Below are 14,493 nucleotides of genomic sequence, written 5' to 3' on the forward strand. Positions count from 1 at the left end.
GCCTAGTGCGGACCGATGCCGTATGCCGTGGTGCTGGCCGGTCGTCCCGCCCGATGCCGACCGGTCGGCCGGGCAGCGGGTGTCAGCCCCCGCCCGGGTCTCGCCCGACCGGTCCACGCCCAGACTTCAGCTGTGACCGGCGTCGCTTGGCGTCGAGGCGCCGGTGCTGCGAGCCGCGCGTGGGGCGGGACGGCCGTCGCCGCGGTGCCGGGGGAGCGAGCGCATCGGCCAGCATGCGGACGAGGCGAAGGCGCGCCGCGACCCGGTTGCGTCGTTGTGACCGGAACTCTGCGGCCGCGATGGACAGGCGCCCGTCGACCAACCGGGGCTCGAACGCCGCCAGCAACCGGTCCCGCTGCTCGGGGGTGAGCGCCTCGGAGGTGGCGGGGTCGAAGTCGAGCTGGACCCGGCTGTCGGTGGTGTTGACCCCCTGACCGCCCGGCCCGGAGGCCCGGGTGAACCGCTCGCGGAGCTCGGCAGCCGGCACGACCAGACCGTGCGGCAGGCCCGGGCCCGGTGGCACCCGGAGATCACCGCCGGGCCGGTTCGGCATACCCCTGCTCCATCGTGCATCCCTTCGAGGCCGTCCCCATCGCAACCCTGACATGGCGCGGCATGTTCCGTGGGGGCGACCTAGAGTGAGCGACATGGTCCACGGAGCGACGACGCTGCACCCGGCGTCCGGCGGCACGACGACGCGCCTGGAGGCGGCCTTCGCTGCCGTGCGGGCCGAACTGGGCGTGCGGGAGGAGTTCCCCGTGGCCGTGCTCCAGGAGGCTGGACAGGCGGCTGGTCACCCGGTGCTCCCGGATCGTGACCTGGCGTCGCTGGAGTTCGTGACCGTGGACCCGCCCGGGTCGATGGACCTGGACCAGGCGATGCACCTCTGCCGAGCCCATCCCCAGGACGGGCCGGGCGCGGCCTACCGGGTGCGCTACGCGATCGCGGACGTGCCCGCGTTCGTCGAGCCCGAGGGCGAGGTCGATGCGGAGGTGCGGCTGCGCGGGCAGACGATCTACTGCCCGGACACCAGGGTGCCCCTGCACCCGGTGATGATCAGCGAGGGCGCGGCCAGCCTGCTGCCCGACCAGGACCGGCCGGCCTACGTCTGGGAGATCCTGCTCGATGACAGCGGTGCGACCTTGGCGGCATCGGTGGACCGCGCGATGGTGCGCAGTCGGCGGCGCTTTACGTATGCCGAGGTGCAGCAGGCCGTGGACGACGGCACCGCGGAGCAGACGCTGATGTTGCTGCGTGAGGTCGGCCGGCTGCTCTCCCGCCGCGAGGTCGCCCGGGGTGGCGCCGGCCTGCCAATGCCCGAGCAGGAGGTGCACGAGGTCGACGGCGGCTACACCTTGCGGTTCCGTCCGCTGCTGGAGGCCGAGGAGTGGAACGCTCAGATCTCGCTGCTCACCGGCATGGCGGCCGCCGAGCTGATGATCCAGGGTGGAGTCGGCATCCTGCGTACCATGGCCGCGCCGGACGAGAGGGCCCTCGCCCGGTTCCGCCGCCAGGTGCGCGCCTTGGGGGTCGACTGGCCGGAGGCCCAGACCTACGGTGAGCTGCTGGCTAGCCTGGACCGCACCGACCCCCGGCACCTGGCGCTCATCCACGACGCGACGTCGCTGTTCCGCGGGGCCGGCTACACCCCCTTCGACGGAACGGTGCCCGAGGAGAGCGAGCAAGCCGCGATCGGTGCCCCCTATGCCCACGTCACCGCGCCCCTGCGCCGCCTGGTCGACCGATTCGGCCTGGTGGTCTGCGCTGCGCTGAGTGCCGGCGGTCCCGTGCCGGACTGGGCGCGATCGAGCCTGCCCGAGCTGCCCGAGGTCATGGAGCGCAGCAGCCAGCAGGCCGGCGCGGTCGAGCGGGGTTGCGTCGACGCGGTCGAGGCGGCGGTCCTTGCGGCGCGGGTGGGCGAGCGGTTCGCCGCAGTGGTGGTGGACGAGGGGTCGGGCGGGACGCTGGGTGTGCAGGTCACCGATCCTGCGATCAGCGCCAAGGCCGAGGGGGAGGCGACATTGGGTGAGCGGGTCACCGTCCAGCTGGTCGAGGCCGATGTCGACGCCCGGCGGGTCCGCTTCCGGGTGGTCGATCCGGCGTGACCGGCCTGCCCCGGGTGGTGGCCAGTGACTGCGACGGCACCCTGCTGCGCACCGATGGCACCGTGTCGGACCGCACACGTGCCGCGTTGACGGCGATCACCCGGGCGGGATGCGTGCTCGTGCTGGTCACCGCCCGGCCACCCCGGTGGGTCGATCCGCTGCGGGACGTCGCCGGGGAGCACGGCATCGTGCTGTGCGGCAACGGCGCCTTCACGTATGACGTGTCCGCCGGTGAGGTGGTCGATCACCGGTTGATCGAGGCGGCGCTGGTGGGCGAGCTGCTGACCGAGCTGCGTGCGGCCCTGCCGGAGGTCCGGGTGGCCACGGAGGGGCTGCTCGGCTTCGCGAGGGAGGAGGACTTCGAGCGGGCCTCGGGGCGGCGCGACGGCGAGTGGCTGGTCGGCACGGTGCAGCAGATCGGGAGCCACCCGGCGGGCAAGATTCTGGTCCGGCACTCGCAGTGGACGCCGGACGAGGTCCATCGCGCGGTGGCCGAGGTCGTCGGCGACCGGGCCGAGGTGTCGCACTCCGGGACCCCTGGGCTGGCCGAGATCGCCGCACCGGGAGTCAGCAAGGGCCTCGCCCTGGCTGACTGGTGCCGAAAGCAGTGGGTGCCGGCGGCCGAGGTGTGGGCCTTCGGCGACATGCCCAACGACCTGCCGATGCTCACCTGGGCGGGCCGCTCCTTCGCGGTGGCCAACGCGCACGCGTCGGTGCTGGCCGCGGCCACCGATCGCACGGCGTCCAACGACGACGACGGTGTGGCGCAGGTCTTGGAGCAGGCCCTGGCCACCGTGACCACCTGAGTGCCGACAGGTGGCGTCTACACAGCCAGCGGGGTGGTCCAGGCGATCCCGGTGAAGCGGGCGAAGTCGCTGTCCGCAGTGTGCACCGTTCCCCGATGCTCCGCAGCGGTGGCCGCGATCTGAGCGTCGGTGGTCAGGTTGGCGGCCGTCCCGACCGACTCGAGCAGGTCCAGCACCTCGCTCAAGTGCAGACTCCCGGGTCGCAGGAACCTGACGCACGGCTGGTTCAGCCAACCCTGGACCGTGCTGCGGGCGTCGCTCAGGGGCATCGGGTCGGTCAGCACCCTGCGATGGGTAGCAATCCGCACGAAGCCGAGCACCGCCGGCGCGGTCAGCCCCACCGGCTCGATACCGGACAGCGTCTCCTGCCACCAGGAGCGGGCGGCGGGGTGCTGCTCGAAGGCCGTGACGGTGGCATACAGGAGCAGGTTGACGTCAGGGACGATCACCCGGGCCATCCACCGGTGATCGCCTCGTCCTCCAACTCGTCGGCCAGCTGGTTGAGCCGCCCGGGATCGATGCCGGGTTGCAGCTGCGAGTCATGGGGCGTGACGGCATACGGCATCACCGAGCGTTGGCTCGACAGGGCCTGTCGCAAGGCGTCGTTGACTACGGACTTCATGGTCCGGTGCTCCCGGTGCACCGTCTGGTGGACCAAAGCCAGCACGTCGTCGTCCAGGGTGAGGGTCGTACGCATACAAGCATCATGATGTATTAGCTAACAGACATCAAGATGTTTCGCCTCGCCGCTCTGCTCACCGTCCCGGAGCCGGTACCCTGAGCCACGTGGATGAGTCGGCCAGGCGGCCGCGTCGGGGCGCCACCGCATACCTCGGTATGTCGGTGACGGACCCGCCGAGGAACGTCCGGGCTCCACAGGGCAAGGTGGTGGCCAACAGCCACCCGGGGCGACCCGCGGGACAGTGCCACAGAAAATAGACCGCCACCGGGCAACCGGTGGTCAGGGTGAAACGGTGGTGTAAGAGACCACCAGCACGCCAGGTGACTGGCGTGGCTCGGCAAACCCCACCTGGAGCAAGACCAGACAGCACGCGTATGAGGGCGGCCCGTCCGAGCGTGCGGGTAGGTCGCTGGAGGCGGCTGGCAACAGTCGCCCGAGATGGATGGCCGTCCCCGTCGCAGTGCCGGCAACGGCGCGGCGGGACAGAACCCGGCGTATCGGCTGACTCATCCACACTACGCCTCTGACCTGCACTGATGTGCTCAGCCGCCCCTGTTAGTCCGCAGGGAGTCCGCAGGAATTCCCAGGACGGCGTCCACGGCATCGCGGGTACGGTCTTCACTGTCAGGCCATAGGTGGCTGTACGTGTCGAGCGTTTCCGCTGCTGTGGCGTGGCCGAGCCGAGACTGCACCACCTTGACCGACTCGCCGTGACGTATCAGCAGAGACGCATAGAAGTGCCTCAGCGAGTGCATCGTCACCTTGCTCTCGGTGCCCGAGGTCGCTCGCGCCTTGCCCCACCACTCAGCGAACGCGGAGCGTGACCACGGGTTGCCGCTGGGACGAGTGAAGACCAGTTGCGAGTCACCCGCTGGGAAGGTTCGAAGGTGGACAGCGAGCGCGTCAACGACGGTCTGGGGGAGGGGGATCGTTCGTACGCTGGCGTCTGTCTTTGGAGGCCCGAACGCGCCGCCATCAACGATCTGCCGGTCAACCCTCACGGTCCGGCGCAGGAAGTCCACCCGGTCCAATGTGACACCGAACACAACTCACCCTGCCGCATCCCCGCCCCAGCGGCCATGATGACCATGCACTGAAGTCTCTCCGGCATCGCGGCAACCATCGCCCGAACCGTCTCGGTGTCGACGACCTCGATCTGCCGCTGCTCAACCCTGGGCAGGTTCACACCCGGGCAGGGAGAGGCCACGATGCGCTTGTCGAGTACAGCTGCTTTGAAGATGGCACTCACGTAGCGCCACGTCACCCTTGTTGACGCGGGCGAAAGCGCCATGCCTTTGACCATCCCCTGCAGCTCGCTGGGCAGGATCGACTCAAGCCGCCTGCTCCCGATCACCGGATAGACATGCCTCTTGAGGTGGCCTTCGACCATGGCAGCGGTCCCCGGACGGTGGACCTGACCGACTCGCCATTGCTCGGCATACTCCCGGAAGGTGACCTTGCCGGCGTTCGGTTGGACGTAGGTGCCCGTGACGAGAGCCGTGGTTGTGGTGTCGAGCCACCGCTGAGCGTCGACCTTGCGGCCAAAGTGTCGAGAGTGTTCCTTGCCTGCTGCGTCCCGGTAGCGGGCGCGCCACTTGCCGTCGGCGCGCTTTTGGATGCTCGACATCGTCTTCCTCTGTTTGGGCCGAGGGCGAGGACGTCCCTAGTTGGGTGGAGGACGGTACAACGCCCGGTTGGGTTCATCGTCGCAGAGCCCTGCGGTTGCCGACCTCTCAGCGGCTGGAGTCCGGATCGTTGGTTTGCGTCTCCAGCCACAGCGCGACTTCGGTGCGCCAGTAGCGGACGCATCGACCGATGCGGAAGCTGGGGGGGTCCGCTGCCGAGGTGGCGCCAGTAGCGCAAGGTGGCCTCAGGGGAGTACATCACTCGGCGCCCCCGCGGTTCGCGCTCCAGAAGGCCAGCTTCAAGCATCAGGCCCAAGTGATGGGTGACCGTGGGCTGGCGCAGGCCCACGGCTTCCGTCAGGGTTCCGACACTGGCCTTGCCGTCCGACTGTGCGAGCAACACGCTGAGCAACTGCGAACGGGTGCTGTTGGCCAACACTTTGAGCGACCTCGCCAACACGACTGCATGCTCGCGCGTGAGTGACCCCGACGTCGTCGCCTCCGGGCGTGAGTCGTGAGCGAAATCAGACCCCTCAGGTTCACCCATAGAAGGAACTCTATCAATGCCCTGCTCTGGGCCACCGACGACCTTCACGGCTCAGCCTGCCCAGTGACGACCACTTTCGAACCGACAGCCCCAGGTTGAGTTTGTGCTCAGGCGCGCGTTCGGAAGTACGCTGGCACTCCTCTTTCAACCCGACCTGGCCGGCCAACTCACCAATCCTCATCCGCACCTCCGGCAACAACCTTACAGTCGGAAGGAAGGATAGCCGGTCGCCGCCATGTGCCCGCTAGTCCGATGTGGCTCTTTACGGGCTGGTCGGCCGACCAGAAGGGCGGCGCGGCGCAGTGGGCTCAGGGGCCGCGAAGAAATAGTGTGGGTTTCTCACGGTGTGTCGCGTGATGCGCTCAAAGTCACCAGAGCTGGTCACCCAGGAGATCTGGGGCCACCTGTGCTGCCACTACGCGATCCGCTGGCTGATGTTCGAAGCCGCCGAACACGCGGGCCACGACCCCGACCGCCTCTCCTTCGTCACCGCGCTAGGGATCTCCCGGCGCTCCATCGCCAACAGGGCGCTTTTTCCCCCTGAAGCACCCAACACCATCGCCCGGCTCTAGGCCCACGCCATCAGCGAACTGCTGCGCAGGCTCCTGCCGCGGCGACGACCCCGGGCCAACCCCCGCGTCGGCAAACGCAAATACACCAAGTGGCACGTCAAACGCTCCGCGCACCGCACCTGGCCCCAACCCGACCGGCTACCCGAGCACGCTGTCGTGATCTAATTGAACGGTATTGGTATTAGATCGGGACTGTAGACCACTTCTGTACCTGTCAGGCTGCGGGGTCGTCGAGGGCAGCGACCCGGCGGCGGAGCTGGCGGGGTCGGCGGTCAAGTTCGTGCCCCATGCGGGACGCACTCAGCAGCTGATTCCGTCCCCGGTGCCCATGATCTTGGTGACGTGGGGGCGCCTGCGTCCTTGGCCAGCCGGGCGCGCTCGCGCCCGCCGACCGAGCGGGCTACCCGACGTCGAAGCCGTACGTCGTCACGACTGGCTTGTGGTCCGACGGTGCGATGTCACCGTGGAAGAAGTCGACCACCTCGGTGGTGAGCGCCCGGATGCGGCCGCGATGGAACTGGAAGTCGATGACCCACGGTGCCGTCGGCTGCGGCCATGTCGGCACGGTGGGCCAGGTCGGCGGCGGCACGATGCCCAGAGCGGAGTAGGAGTCACTTAACCCCGCCGCGTGCAATAGTCGCAGCACGTGCCAGGACTCGTTCAGGTCACCCATGAACAGCACGGGCTCGCCGGGGGCGCCGAGTTCAGCAAGGGCTGCGCCGGCCGCCTCGGACTGGGCGATGCGGGGATTGACGTGCTCTTCGAGCTCGCAGCGCGTTCCGGGGAAGCAGAAGTGCGCGGTGCTCACGAGGATCGTGGCGCCGTCGCGGTCGGCCAGGCGTACCCAGAACAGCCGGCGGTCGCGGTGGACCTCGTCCACTCCGATGCCGATGTCGAGCGCGCCGTGCTCGACCTCGGTGAACAGTCCGGCGTCCCACCAGATCGAGCTCTCGTGGCTCCAGCCCCGTTCGTCGTCCTCGACCCGGTGATCACCCGGGAGCTCGCTGTCGATGACATCGCGGGTGGCAGGCCGTAGCTCCTGCACGGCGTACACGTCGGGACGCCGGGTCCGCAGCAGCGCCCGCAGAGCGGGCTCGCGCTCCGGCCAACGATTGTCCGCCCAGAGGTTGTGGGTCATCACGACTATGCGCACGGGACCACCGTCCTCGCCGCGTCCGAGCCTCGAGCGCCGAGCCCGAGCGGAGCCGGACGGGACACCGGGAACGACTGTCCGCGTCGGGGGAGCACGAGAGGCGATCCGGTCCGCGGGAAGAGCTGCGGGTATGCGCTGTGCACGGCCACCACGGCTCTGGGTCGGACGGCCTCGACGAACCAGGCGAGGTCGTCCGGCGTGGCATGCCCGCCCGAGTCAAGCCAGACGAAGTCCAGCCCGGGCGCCTGCACCCACGCCGCGAGCGAGGTCCACTCCGCCGCCCGCGGGCCGAGCGGCTCCCCGTTGCAGTGCACGAGCAGGTCACCGGGACCGGCCCCGACCGCCAGCGCCACCCAGCGATCAGGCACCTGGAGCTCGACCAGGAACCCGTTGCGGTCGCTGCGCAGGTCCTCGATCCCGACCTGGGTCTCACCGCTCTTACTGGGGGCGTCGCCGACGGCCAGCACCGCGAGGGGTTTGCCCTCGCCGTTCGGGCCGGGGCCGCTGAGCCCGTGTCGCGCCGCCGACCTCCACAGCGCAAGGGTCTGCGGCCGCAGGACGAGCGTTCGCCCGTTGGCTGCGGCGACGTCGCGCAACGCGGCGAGGCGCTGCAGGTTGCGCGGGTAGGGGGTGACGAAGGCGAGACCGTTGGTCCCGGTGAGCAGCCGGTCGACACGTTCGGTCAGCTCCGTCTCCGACAGCGGTCGGACCGGGCTCGCATCGGGCCGCAACGTGGTGCCCTCGGTGACCAGCACATCCACCTCGGCCGCTCGCTCGGCGAAGGCGGTCATGCGCTCGGGCGCATGGCCGTGCGCGCGCCAGTCCCCGGTCCAGGCGATCCGGCGGTCCCCCGCTGCCAGGACGAAGCCCGCCGCTCCGGGGACGTCGTGGTCGACGGGCACAAGCTCCAGATCGAGGTCTCCGATGACGAGATGTTCCCCGTCGCGAAGGCCACGCACCCGGGCGGGGGTGCCAGGCAGGTGTCCGGTGTCGACCAGCCCCGCGTGCAGCGCAGCCCCGTCGGAGCTCATGGCCACCGGGATGTGGGGGCCCGCGAACGGGAGCAGACCGCAGTGGTCGTTGTGCACATGGCTGACGAAGACCCCGACGTGCTCCAGGTCGTCCACCAGCGGCATCCCGTCGAGCAGCCGGGCCTCGTGCCGCATCGGCTCGCAGGCTGCCCTGACGCCTCCACCGAAGTCCTCCAGCTGGGCAGGATCGTACAAACCCTCCACCAACGGGGCCATCCCGGCCCGCAGGTGCGCAGCAAGGCTCCCATCCTCAGGTGGCGGGCACGGCCAGGAGAACAGCGACCCGGCGGGGTTCGGCGTGGCACCGAAGTCGAAGCAGAGCGCAGAACTGCCCACACGGGCGAGGGCCTGCACCCCTCCGACGGTGGTGGTGCCGTTGAGGAAGGTCAGGGTCGGTTCGAGATCAGACGTCATCGGGGGATGTCCTCCAGTGCGGCGGCGAACGAGGCGAGGTCGGCGTACCGGGAGCTGGACCAGCGCTGGGCGGCGTCGATGCCCATCGGGTCGATGTGGACGGTCCGGCAGCCCTGCTCGGCAGGCGGAAGCAGGTCGTTCCACAGGTTGTCGCCGACGACCAGCACCTGGTCGGGGGAAGTCCCCCACAGGCGGTACGCCTCAGCGAGAAGCTCGGTGCAGCCGGTGGGCTTGCGTGCGTCGAAGCGGACCAGCGCGAACGGCTGGCGCAGGTCGAGCCGCTCCACCAGCGGTCTGCCCAACTCCTAGGGGGTGTTGGTGGCGAGCAGCAGTCGCCGGCCCGCGGCAAGGCGTTCCAGCACGTCGTCCAGGCACTCGAAGCGGGCGAGCTGGGTGGCCCGGTCGTTGACGAACCGGCGGGCGAGGACGAATGCCTCGTGCAGCACGGGCCGGCCGGCCCCTCGCCGGGCTGCCAGCGCCCCGAGGATCTGCCAGCGGTCTCCGAGATAGCGCAGCGGACCCTCGTGCTGGACGCGCCCCCGCAGGTCGTCGGGGACCGCGACCGGATGGCCCTGCCAGTCCGTGGCGGTCTCGGCGACCCACCGAGGGGCGTGCACGACGAGCCCGCGAGCCGGCTCGACGAAGCAACCGGGCAGCACAGCCGGGTGCGCCCCGGCGACCACGGCCTCGGCCTCGACCCGCAGCCCTTGCCCGCGGCCCTCAGGGATGGCCCTCTCCAGACCTGCCGCATAGTGGTCGGTGACCCGGGGGTCGTCATGGAGTGTGCCGTCGAGATCGAAGAGCACCACCGTGATGTCCCCGAGCCATGCCAGCGGGGACTTTGCTGACTGGGACTGTGATGAGGATGGCGCCGGTCGGCTGGTCCGCGTCGTCACGAGCGCCGTCAGCCCTGAGGTGTCGAGGCGAGCAGGCTACTCGCCTCGGCATCCATCCGTTCGGCTGCCTCCTGCGGTGTCAGGCGGCCGAGCACGACTTCCTCGACCACACCGGTGACCATGTCGTTGATCGCGTTGCCGGCCGCGGTGGGCGGCAGGATCTGTGCGTTCACGAAGACGTTCTCGAACGCCGCGAGCTTCTGCGGGTTCTCCTCGTAGTTGGTGCTGAGGAGCTCGGTGTCCAAAGCGCTCCGCACAGCCGGGGAGTAGCCGGTGCGTGCGGCGTAGATCGACTGCGCGTCGGTGTCGGCGAACCAACGCATGAAGAGCCAGGCGGCCAGGTGCTGCTCGGGGTCGCCGGAGTCGAGGATCACGTGGTTACCGCCCCACAGCTGGGTGATGGGCTCATCGGTCGGTTGAGGGGTGCTGGCGACCGACCATTCGAACCGGTCGCCGATCTGGTCGATCTTCGTCGAGGTGCGGGCGGTGGTGCCCATCTCCACCGCGGCGCGCCCGTTGGTGAACTCCTGCTCGGTGTCCGCGGCGGTGTAGGCCAGCTCCTCGGCGTAGAGCAGCGCCAGCAGCTCCATGGCCTCGATCGACTCCGCGGAGCCGTACTTGCTGGTTCCCGCCTCCGGGTCGTAGGGCGTGACGCCCATCGAGCGCAGGATGTTGTGGTAGATGCCGTCCTTGCCCGTGTCGAGGGCGACATAGGGCAGGCCGGTCGCCGCCTTCATCTGCCGGGCCTGCTCGAGCAGCTCCTGCCAGTCCGCCGGCGGGGCCTCGATCCCGGCCTGGGTGAACAGGTCGACGTTGTAGTACATGCCCATGCTGGAGTTGCCGTGCGGCCACGACAGGGTCTCGCCGTCGACGAGGTCGTCCAGCTCCTCCTGCGGCACGCCGTACTCGTCGTGGGCGAGGTACGGGTCCAGCGGCACGATCACGTCGCTGGCGGCGTACTCGAGCGTGTCGTTCTCGTAGGCCATGGCGATGTCGGGGGCGCCACCTCCGGCCAACGAGGCTCGGATGGCCTGGTTGAGCTCCTCGTAGGAGCCCCTGAAGGTCTCGTTGACGACGATCCCCCACTCGTTCGTCGCGTTGAACTCCTCGACCATCTCGGTGATCGCCTCGCCGTAGATGGTCGCCTGGATGTGCCAGAAGTCGACCTCTACCCCTTCGGGCAGCTCGATCGCATCGATGCCGGCGGCGTCTGTGTCTGCGCCTGCGGATGGCCGGCTCGCGTCACCGGAACCGGTGTCCGCACCTCCTCCGCCCACGCAGGCGCTGGCGAGCAGCGAGGTGGCGAGCAGCAGGACGGGCAGGCGGGTTCTTCTTGTGGTCAGGGCCATGTGAAGTGCACCTCCGGTGCGTTGGGGGGTCATGGGGATGGGCGGGACGGGGAACCGGTCAGCCCTTGACGCCGAATGACGCGAGGCCTTCGATGAAGCGGCGCTGGGCTAACAGGAAGACAGCGATCCCGGGCAGGGCGACCAACGTCGTGGCGGCCATGAGCAGGTGGTACAGCGATCCCTCGTCCCCGGAAAAGGACATCAGTCCTAACTGGACCGGCCGGATCGACTCGGTCTGGGTGGCGATCAGCGGCCACAGCAGCTCGTTCCATCGGGCGATGAGGCCGAACAGCACCACGGTGAGCACCGCAGGCATCGTCATGGGGATCAGGACGCGCCACAGGAAGGTCCAGTGGGAGCCGCCGTCGATCCGCACGGCGTCCCAGTAGTCGTGTGGCACCGCCATGAACGCCTGCCGCAGCAGGAAGACTGCGAAGGCGCTGGCCACGCCGGGAAGGATCATGCCGGCGTAGGTGTCGTACAGCCCGGCGCCGCCGGCGCCAGACAGGTCGTTGCCGCCGGCCAGCGGGATGTGGCGGATCAGCACGTAGTTGGGGACGACCTTCGCCTCGAAGGGGATCATCATCGTGGCCAGGACGAGCACGAACAGCGCGTTGCTGAAGCGGAACTGCATCCGTGCGAAGGCGTAGGCGGCGGTGATACCGGTGGCGAGCTGCAGGGCTGTGCCGAGGACCGCGACGACGAGGCTGTTCAGGAAGTAGCGCCCGAAACCGGACGGCGGTGCGGTCCATGCCTCGACGTAGTTGGACCACTGCGGGTCTGCTGGCAGCAGGGTGGGAGGCGACAGGCTGACCTCTTGGAAGGTCTTGAGCGAGCTCAGGACCATCCAGGCGAAGGGGAACAGCATCACGGCCGCACCGGTGCCCAGTGCCAGGTAGAGCACCACCCGGCTCATCCGACGGCGCCACCGGCCAGGGCCACGCCGCGCGGTGCGGCGCGCAGGGGAGCCATCCGGCGGCCGGCGCCGATGGGTCGGGGTGCCGACATCTGGCTGGACCGTGTGTGTCGTCATGACGTGCCGCCTTCGGGGTCTCGGGGAGATGTGTGCGAGCAGGGCGAGGCGGCGGCTCAGTCGTAGTGCACGCGTCGCTCGGCGAACCGGAACTGCACCAGCGTCACGACGAGCAGGAGAGCGAACAGCAGCATCGACAGCGCCGCGGCGTAGCCCACCGAGCCGGGACGTTCATAGAGGTGCCGGAAGATCAGGACCGGCAACGTGAGCGTCGTGTCCAACGGCGAGCCGGCACCGGCGCCGTAGCCGCCACCGCTAGTCAGGACGAAGACCTCGTTGAAGCTCTGGAACGAGCGGATGGTGGACACGACGAGCAGGAAGAACACCGTCGGCGACACCAGCGGCAGCGTGATCCGGGTGGCCATCTGCCAGGCGTTCGCGCCGTCCATCCGGAAGGCCTCCTGCACCTGCGGGTCGATGGCGATCAGCCCCGCCATGATGATGACCACGGCGAAGCCGAGCGTATTCCACACGCTGAAGGCGATGACGCACACCAGCGCCACGCTCGGGCCTGCGAGGACCTCGGGCAGGCTCTCCGGCCATCCCATGCCGAATGCACCCAGGAGCTTCGGCACCACCGGCTCCGGGTCGAGCAGCCACTGCTGGGCCGGCAGGCCGACCACCTCCAGCACCGCGTTCAGCACGCCGACCTGTGGGTTGAACAGCCAAGCGAAGGCCAGTCCCGCGGCCACCGTCGAGGTGATGTACGGGATGAAGTAGGCGGTGCGCAGCGCGGTCAGGAAGCGCACTCGTGCGTGCAGCATGTTCGCCACGGCGAACGCCAGGGCGATGGTCACCGGCACGGTGCCGAGCGCGTAGAACGCCGTCACGAGCAGGCTCTGCCCGACCTCGCCCCGTGCTCCACCGAAACCGGCCCCCATCTCAGCGGCGATGCGGCGGTAGTTGCCGAGGCCGATGAACTCCTCGGCCCGGATTCCCCAGTCCCACAGGCTGATCCAAGCCGCGAGGAAGATCGGGTAGACGTCGAACACCCCCAGCAGGACGAGCGTGGGCGCCAGGTACAGGGCTGGAAGCCAGACCCGCTCCACCCGCCTGCGACGCCGCCGAAACACCGCTACGTCCGTCGACATGGTCGTTTTCTCCCTCCTGTCCGGTGCGATGACAGCAACGTAGGGAGGCCAAGTGGCTCCGAGTCCAACGGCAGATGACCGGGCGACGAAAGATGGATGACCCCATCGATCGGTAGGTGGACCAGGGTCGCGGTCAGGGTCCACCGCCACGCCCCGATCGCCGCGGCCAGGGCATCGGCGTCAACCAGGGCGAAGACCCGCCGGAACGTCGACTCATCCGCAGCCCCAGCGGAGAGGGTATCGATGCGGATCGAGCCGGCATGGGCCTCGGCCCATTGCCCGATGGCGGCGAAGGAGCGGGCACCGCACAGCACCGCAGCTATCCCCAGGACCAGGCAACGGCATCAGCGCGTGACCCCGCGCCGGTCCCGCAGGTCCGGCACCGAGTCGAACAAGGCAGCTAGCCCCGGCAGATCCGAGCTCAGGTCAGCAGGACGGCCAGTGGTGGGGCAGGATGACATCGCGGGTGTGGTCCTTCGGCTCGATGGCGAGTGTGAGAACCACCATCAGAACCCCAAAGACCACACCCGTCACACGCGACACACCGACAGCATCCCCACAAATCCGCAGGTCACAGCGTCAACGACCGACTTTGTCGGGACCCTGCGCAGTGGCTCTCCGCGCACCCTGCGGCGATCCACGGCGCCGGGTGCGTAATCAGCCAGGGTCACCTCAGCCTTGGTGGCCCTTTGCCGCTCTTTCGGCGGCGTCCAGGTGTTGCTGGTCCGTAGCCGGCGCTCAGCCGCCAGCCACTCCTCGGCATCCAGGCGGGTGTCGAACGTGTACGGCGCCGAGTAGCGCTGCAGGTCGGGTCCGTCGTAGCTTGCCTGCACGCGGGGTGAGGGCCAGCGCACGAATCGCGCCGAACCCTCGGCGGACCGGTCGCTTCTTCGCCCGCCCCATCGCGGTTGCCTCTCTGTCGTATGCCGTGCAACATGCGTGCAACACCGGTGCCCTATCCCGTTGGTCTGTGTCCGCTTCTGACCCAAGGTTACAGTCCACATCGGCGCTGGTCAGGGCACCAATAGCGGCCTGACCAGGAATTTTCCTGTGACCCGTCCGACAGCTTCGAGTCCAGTCGGGGGAGCTCAGTACCACCCTTTTGACCAGCGGAAACGTTGATCGAGGGCCTTCTCGTGGGGTGAACGTGGGGAATGGCCTGGTGCTCCGTGAGCCATCATGACCAAGG

General features: G+C 69.1%; 16 protein-coding genes, 1 other RNA gene and 2 pseudogenes. 4 read left to right on the forward strand and 15 right to left on the reverse strand.

The annotated features are described in order from the left end of the window. Positions 1–82 precede the first annotated feature (82 nt). The gene (gene arfB / locus ACR2FV_RS12275; RefSeq protein WP_434015980.1) at positions 83–553 is read right to left on the reverse strand and encodes an alternative ribosome rescue aminoacyl-tRNA hydrolase ArfB; all 471 of its coding nucleotides are present in this window, start codon (positions 551–553) and stop codon (positions 83–85) included. Between the two features lie 94 nt (positions 554–647). On the opposite strand from arfB, the gene ACR2FV_RS12280 reads away from it, so the two are divergent. Both ACR2FV_RS12280 and ACR2FV_RS12285 read left to right on the forward strand, forming a co-directional pair. Beyond that, positions 648–2,105 carry an RNB domain-containing ribonuclease gene (locus ACR2FV_RS12280; RefSeq protein WP_434015981.1) on the forward strand — a complete coding sequence of 486 codons (1,458 nt, stop codon included), beginning with the start codon at positions 648–650 and terminating at the stop codon, positions 2,103–2,105. After that, positions 2,102–2,911 carry an HAD family hydrolase gene (locus ACR2FV_RS12285; protein WP_434015982.1) on the forward strand — a complete coding sequence of 270 codons (810 nt, stop codon included), beginning with the start codon at positions 2,102–2,104 and terminating at the stop codon, positions 2,909–2,911. Before ACR2FV_RS12280 ends, ACR2FV_RS12285 begins: the two co-directional genes overlap by 4 nt. Before the next feature lie 17 nt (positions 2,912–2,928). Here ACR2FV_RS12285 and ACR2FV_RS12290 read toward each other — a convergent pair whose 3' ends face one another. Then, positions 2,929–3,360 carry a TA system VapC family ribonuclease toxin gene (locus tag ACR2FV_RS12290; RefSeq protein ID WP_434015983.1) on the reverse strand — a complete coding sequence of 144 codons (432 nt, stop codon included), beginning with the start codon at positions 3,358–3,360 and terminating at the stop codon, positions 2,929–2,931. Beyond that, a complete protein-coding gene (locus tag ACR2FV_RS12295) occupies positions 3,357–3,608 on the reverse strand; it encodes a type II toxin-antitoxin system VapB family antitoxin (protein WP_434015984.1) in 252 nt (83 codons plus the stop codon). The genes ACR2FV_RS12290 and ACR2FV_RS12295 overlap by 4 nt, the downstream gene beginning before the upstream one ends. A 94-nt stretch (positions 3,609–3,702) precedes the next feature. Here ACR2FV_RS12295 and rnpB point away from each other — a divergent pair. Continuing rightward, positions 3,703–4,106: RNase P RNA component class A (gene rnpB, locus ACR2FV_RS12300), an RNA gene on the forward strand. Between the two features lie 29 nt (positions 4,107–4,135). Here the strand turns inward: rnpB and ACR2FV_RS12305 are convergent. From ACR2FV_RS12305 to ACR2FV_RS12315, 3 genes and pseudogenes are all read right to left on the reverse strand, one after another. Beyond that, entirely contained in the window at positions 4,136–4,615 is a 480-nt protein-coding gene (locus ACR2FV_RS12305; protein ID WP_434015985.1) for a site-specific integrase, read from the reverse strand. Beyond that, positions 4,591–5,220, reverse strand: coding sequence for a hypothetical protein (locus ACR2FV_RS12310; RefSeq protein ID WP_434015995.1), 630 nt, complete (start codon positions 5,218–5,220; stop codon positions 4,591–4,593). Before ACR2FV_RS12310 ends, ACR2FV_RS12305 begins: the two co-directional genes overlap by 25 nt. A 260-nt stretch (positions 5,221–5,480) precedes the next feature. Further along, positions 5,481–5,765 (reverse strand): annotated as a pseudogene (locus ACR2FV_RS12315) (ArsR/SmtB family transcription factor); the annotation flags it as partial. Between the two features lie 350 nt (positions 5,766–6,115). On the opposite strand from ACR2FV_RS12315, the pseudogene ACR2FV_RS12320 reads away from it, so the two are divergent. Continuing rightward, positions 6,116–6,337: pseudogene (locus ACR2FV_RS12320) on the forward strand (hypothetical protein); the annotation flags it as partial. Positions 6,338–6,737: 400 nt separating this feature from the next. Here the strand turns inward: ACR2FV_RS12320 and ACR2FV_RS12325 are convergent. The 9 genes from ACR2FV_RS12325 to ACR2FV_RS12365 all read right to left on the reverse strand — a co-directional run bounded on the left by ACR2FV_RS12325 (position 6,738) and on the right by ACR2FV_RS12365 (position 14,137). After that, complete coding sequence (locus ACR2FV_RS12325) at positions 6,738–7,490, reverse strand: endonuclease/exonuclease/phosphatase family protein (RefSeq protein ID WP_434015986.1); 753 nt, start codon at positions 7,488–7,490, stop codon at positions 6,738–6,740. Next, positions 7,481–8,935 carry an MBL fold metallo-hydrolase gene (locus tag ACR2FV_RS12330; RefSeq protein WP_434015987.1) on the reverse strand — a complete coding sequence of 485 codons (1,455 nt, stop codon included), beginning with the start codon at positions 8,933–8,935 and terminating at the stop codon, positions 7,481–7,483. Before ACR2FV_RS12330 ends, ACR2FV_RS12325 begins: the two co-directional genes overlap by 10 nt. After that, positions 8,932–9,237, reverse strand: a complete 306-nt coding sequence (locus tag ACR2FV_RS12335) for a hypothetical protein (RefSeq protein ID WP_434015988.1) — start codon at positions 9,235–9,237, stop codon at positions 8,932–8,934. Before ACR2FV_RS12335 ends, ACR2FV_RS12330 begins: the two co-directional genes overlap by 4 nt. A gap of 3 nt (positions 9,238–9,240) precedes the next feature. Further along, positions 9,241–9,744: a hypothetical protein gene (locus ACR2FV_RS12340; protein ID WP_434015989.1), complete on the reverse strand. Its 504-nt coding sequence runs from the start codon at positions 9,742–9,744 to the stop codon at positions 9,241–9,243. A 95-nt stretch (positions 9,745–9,839) separates the two neighbouring features. Then, entirely contained in the window at positions 9,840–11,180 is a 1,341-nt protein-coding gene (locus ACR2FV_RS12345; RefSeq protein WP_434015990.1) for an extracellular solute-binding protein, read from the reverse strand. Between the two features lie 58 nt (positions 11,181–11,238). Next, on the reverse strand, positions 11,239–12,096 hold the full coding sequence (locus ACR2FV_RS12350) for a carbohydrate ABC transporter permease (RefSeq protein WP_434015991.1): 858 nt from the start codon (positions 12,094–12,096) through the stop codon (positions 11,239–11,241). A gap of 173 nt (positions 12,097–12,269) precedes the next feature. Then, positions 12,270–13,304, reverse strand: a complete 1,035-nt coding sequence (locus tag ACR2FV_RS12355) for a carbohydrate ABC transporter permease (RefSeq protein ID WP_434015992.1) — start codon at positions 13,302–13,304, stop codon at positions 12,270–12,272. Beyond that, entirely contained in the window at positions 13,289–13,639 is a 351-nt protein-coding gene (locus ACR2FV_RS12360) for a transposase family protein (protein ID WP_434015994.1), read from the reverse strand. Before ACR2FV_RS12360 ends, ACR2FV_RS12355 begins: the two co-directional genes overlap by 16 nt. A gap of 195 nt (positions 13,640–13,834) precedes the next feature. Continuing rightward, positions 13,835–14,137, reverse strand: coding sequence for a hypothetical protein (locus ACR2FV_RS12365; RefSeq protein WP_434015993.1), 303 nt, complete (start codon positions 14,135–14,137; stop codon positions 13,835–13,837). Positions 14,138–14,493 lie beyond the last annotated feature (356 nt).

It is taken from the genome of Ornithinimicrobium sp. (genome assembly GCF_051004135.1).
Taxonomy (GTDB): domain Bacteria; phylum Actinomycetota; class Actinomycetes; order Actinomycetales; family Dermatophilaceae; genus Ornithinicoccus.

Coding starts and splice junctions, on each gene's coding strand:
- arfB (WP_434015980.1), bottom strand. CDS start 553: ATGCCGAACCGGCCCGGCGGTGATCTCCGGGTGCCACCGGGCCCGGGC.
- ACR2FV_RS12280 (WP_434015981.1), top strand. CDS start 648: ATGGTCCACGGAGCGACGACGCTGCACCCGGCGTCCGGCGGCACGACG.
- ACR2FV_RS12295 (WP_434015984.1), bottom strand. CDS start 3,608: ATGCGTACGACCCTCACCCTGGACGACGACGTGCTGGCTTTGGTCCAC.
- ACR2FV_RS12310 (WP_434015995.1), bottom strand. CDS start 5,220: ATGTCGAGCATCCAAAAGCGCGCCGACGGCAAGTGGCGCGCCCGCTAC.
- ACR2FV_RS12330 (WP_434015987.1), bottom strand. CDS start 8,935: ATGACGTCTGATCTCGAACCGACCCTGACCTTCCTCAACGGCACCACC.
- ACR2FV_RS12345 (WP_434015990.1), bottom strand. CDS start 11,180: ATGGCCCTGACCACAAGAAGAACCCGCCTGCCCGTCCTGCTGCTCGCC.
- ACR2FV_RS12350 (WP_434015991.1), bottom strand. CDS start 12,096: ATGAGCCGGGTGGTGCTCTACCTGGCACTGGGCACCGGTGCGGCCGTG.
- ACR2FV_RS12355 (WP_434015992.1), bottom strand. CDS start 13,304: ATGTCGACGGACGTAGCGGTGTTTCGGCGGCGTCGCAGGCGGGTGGAG.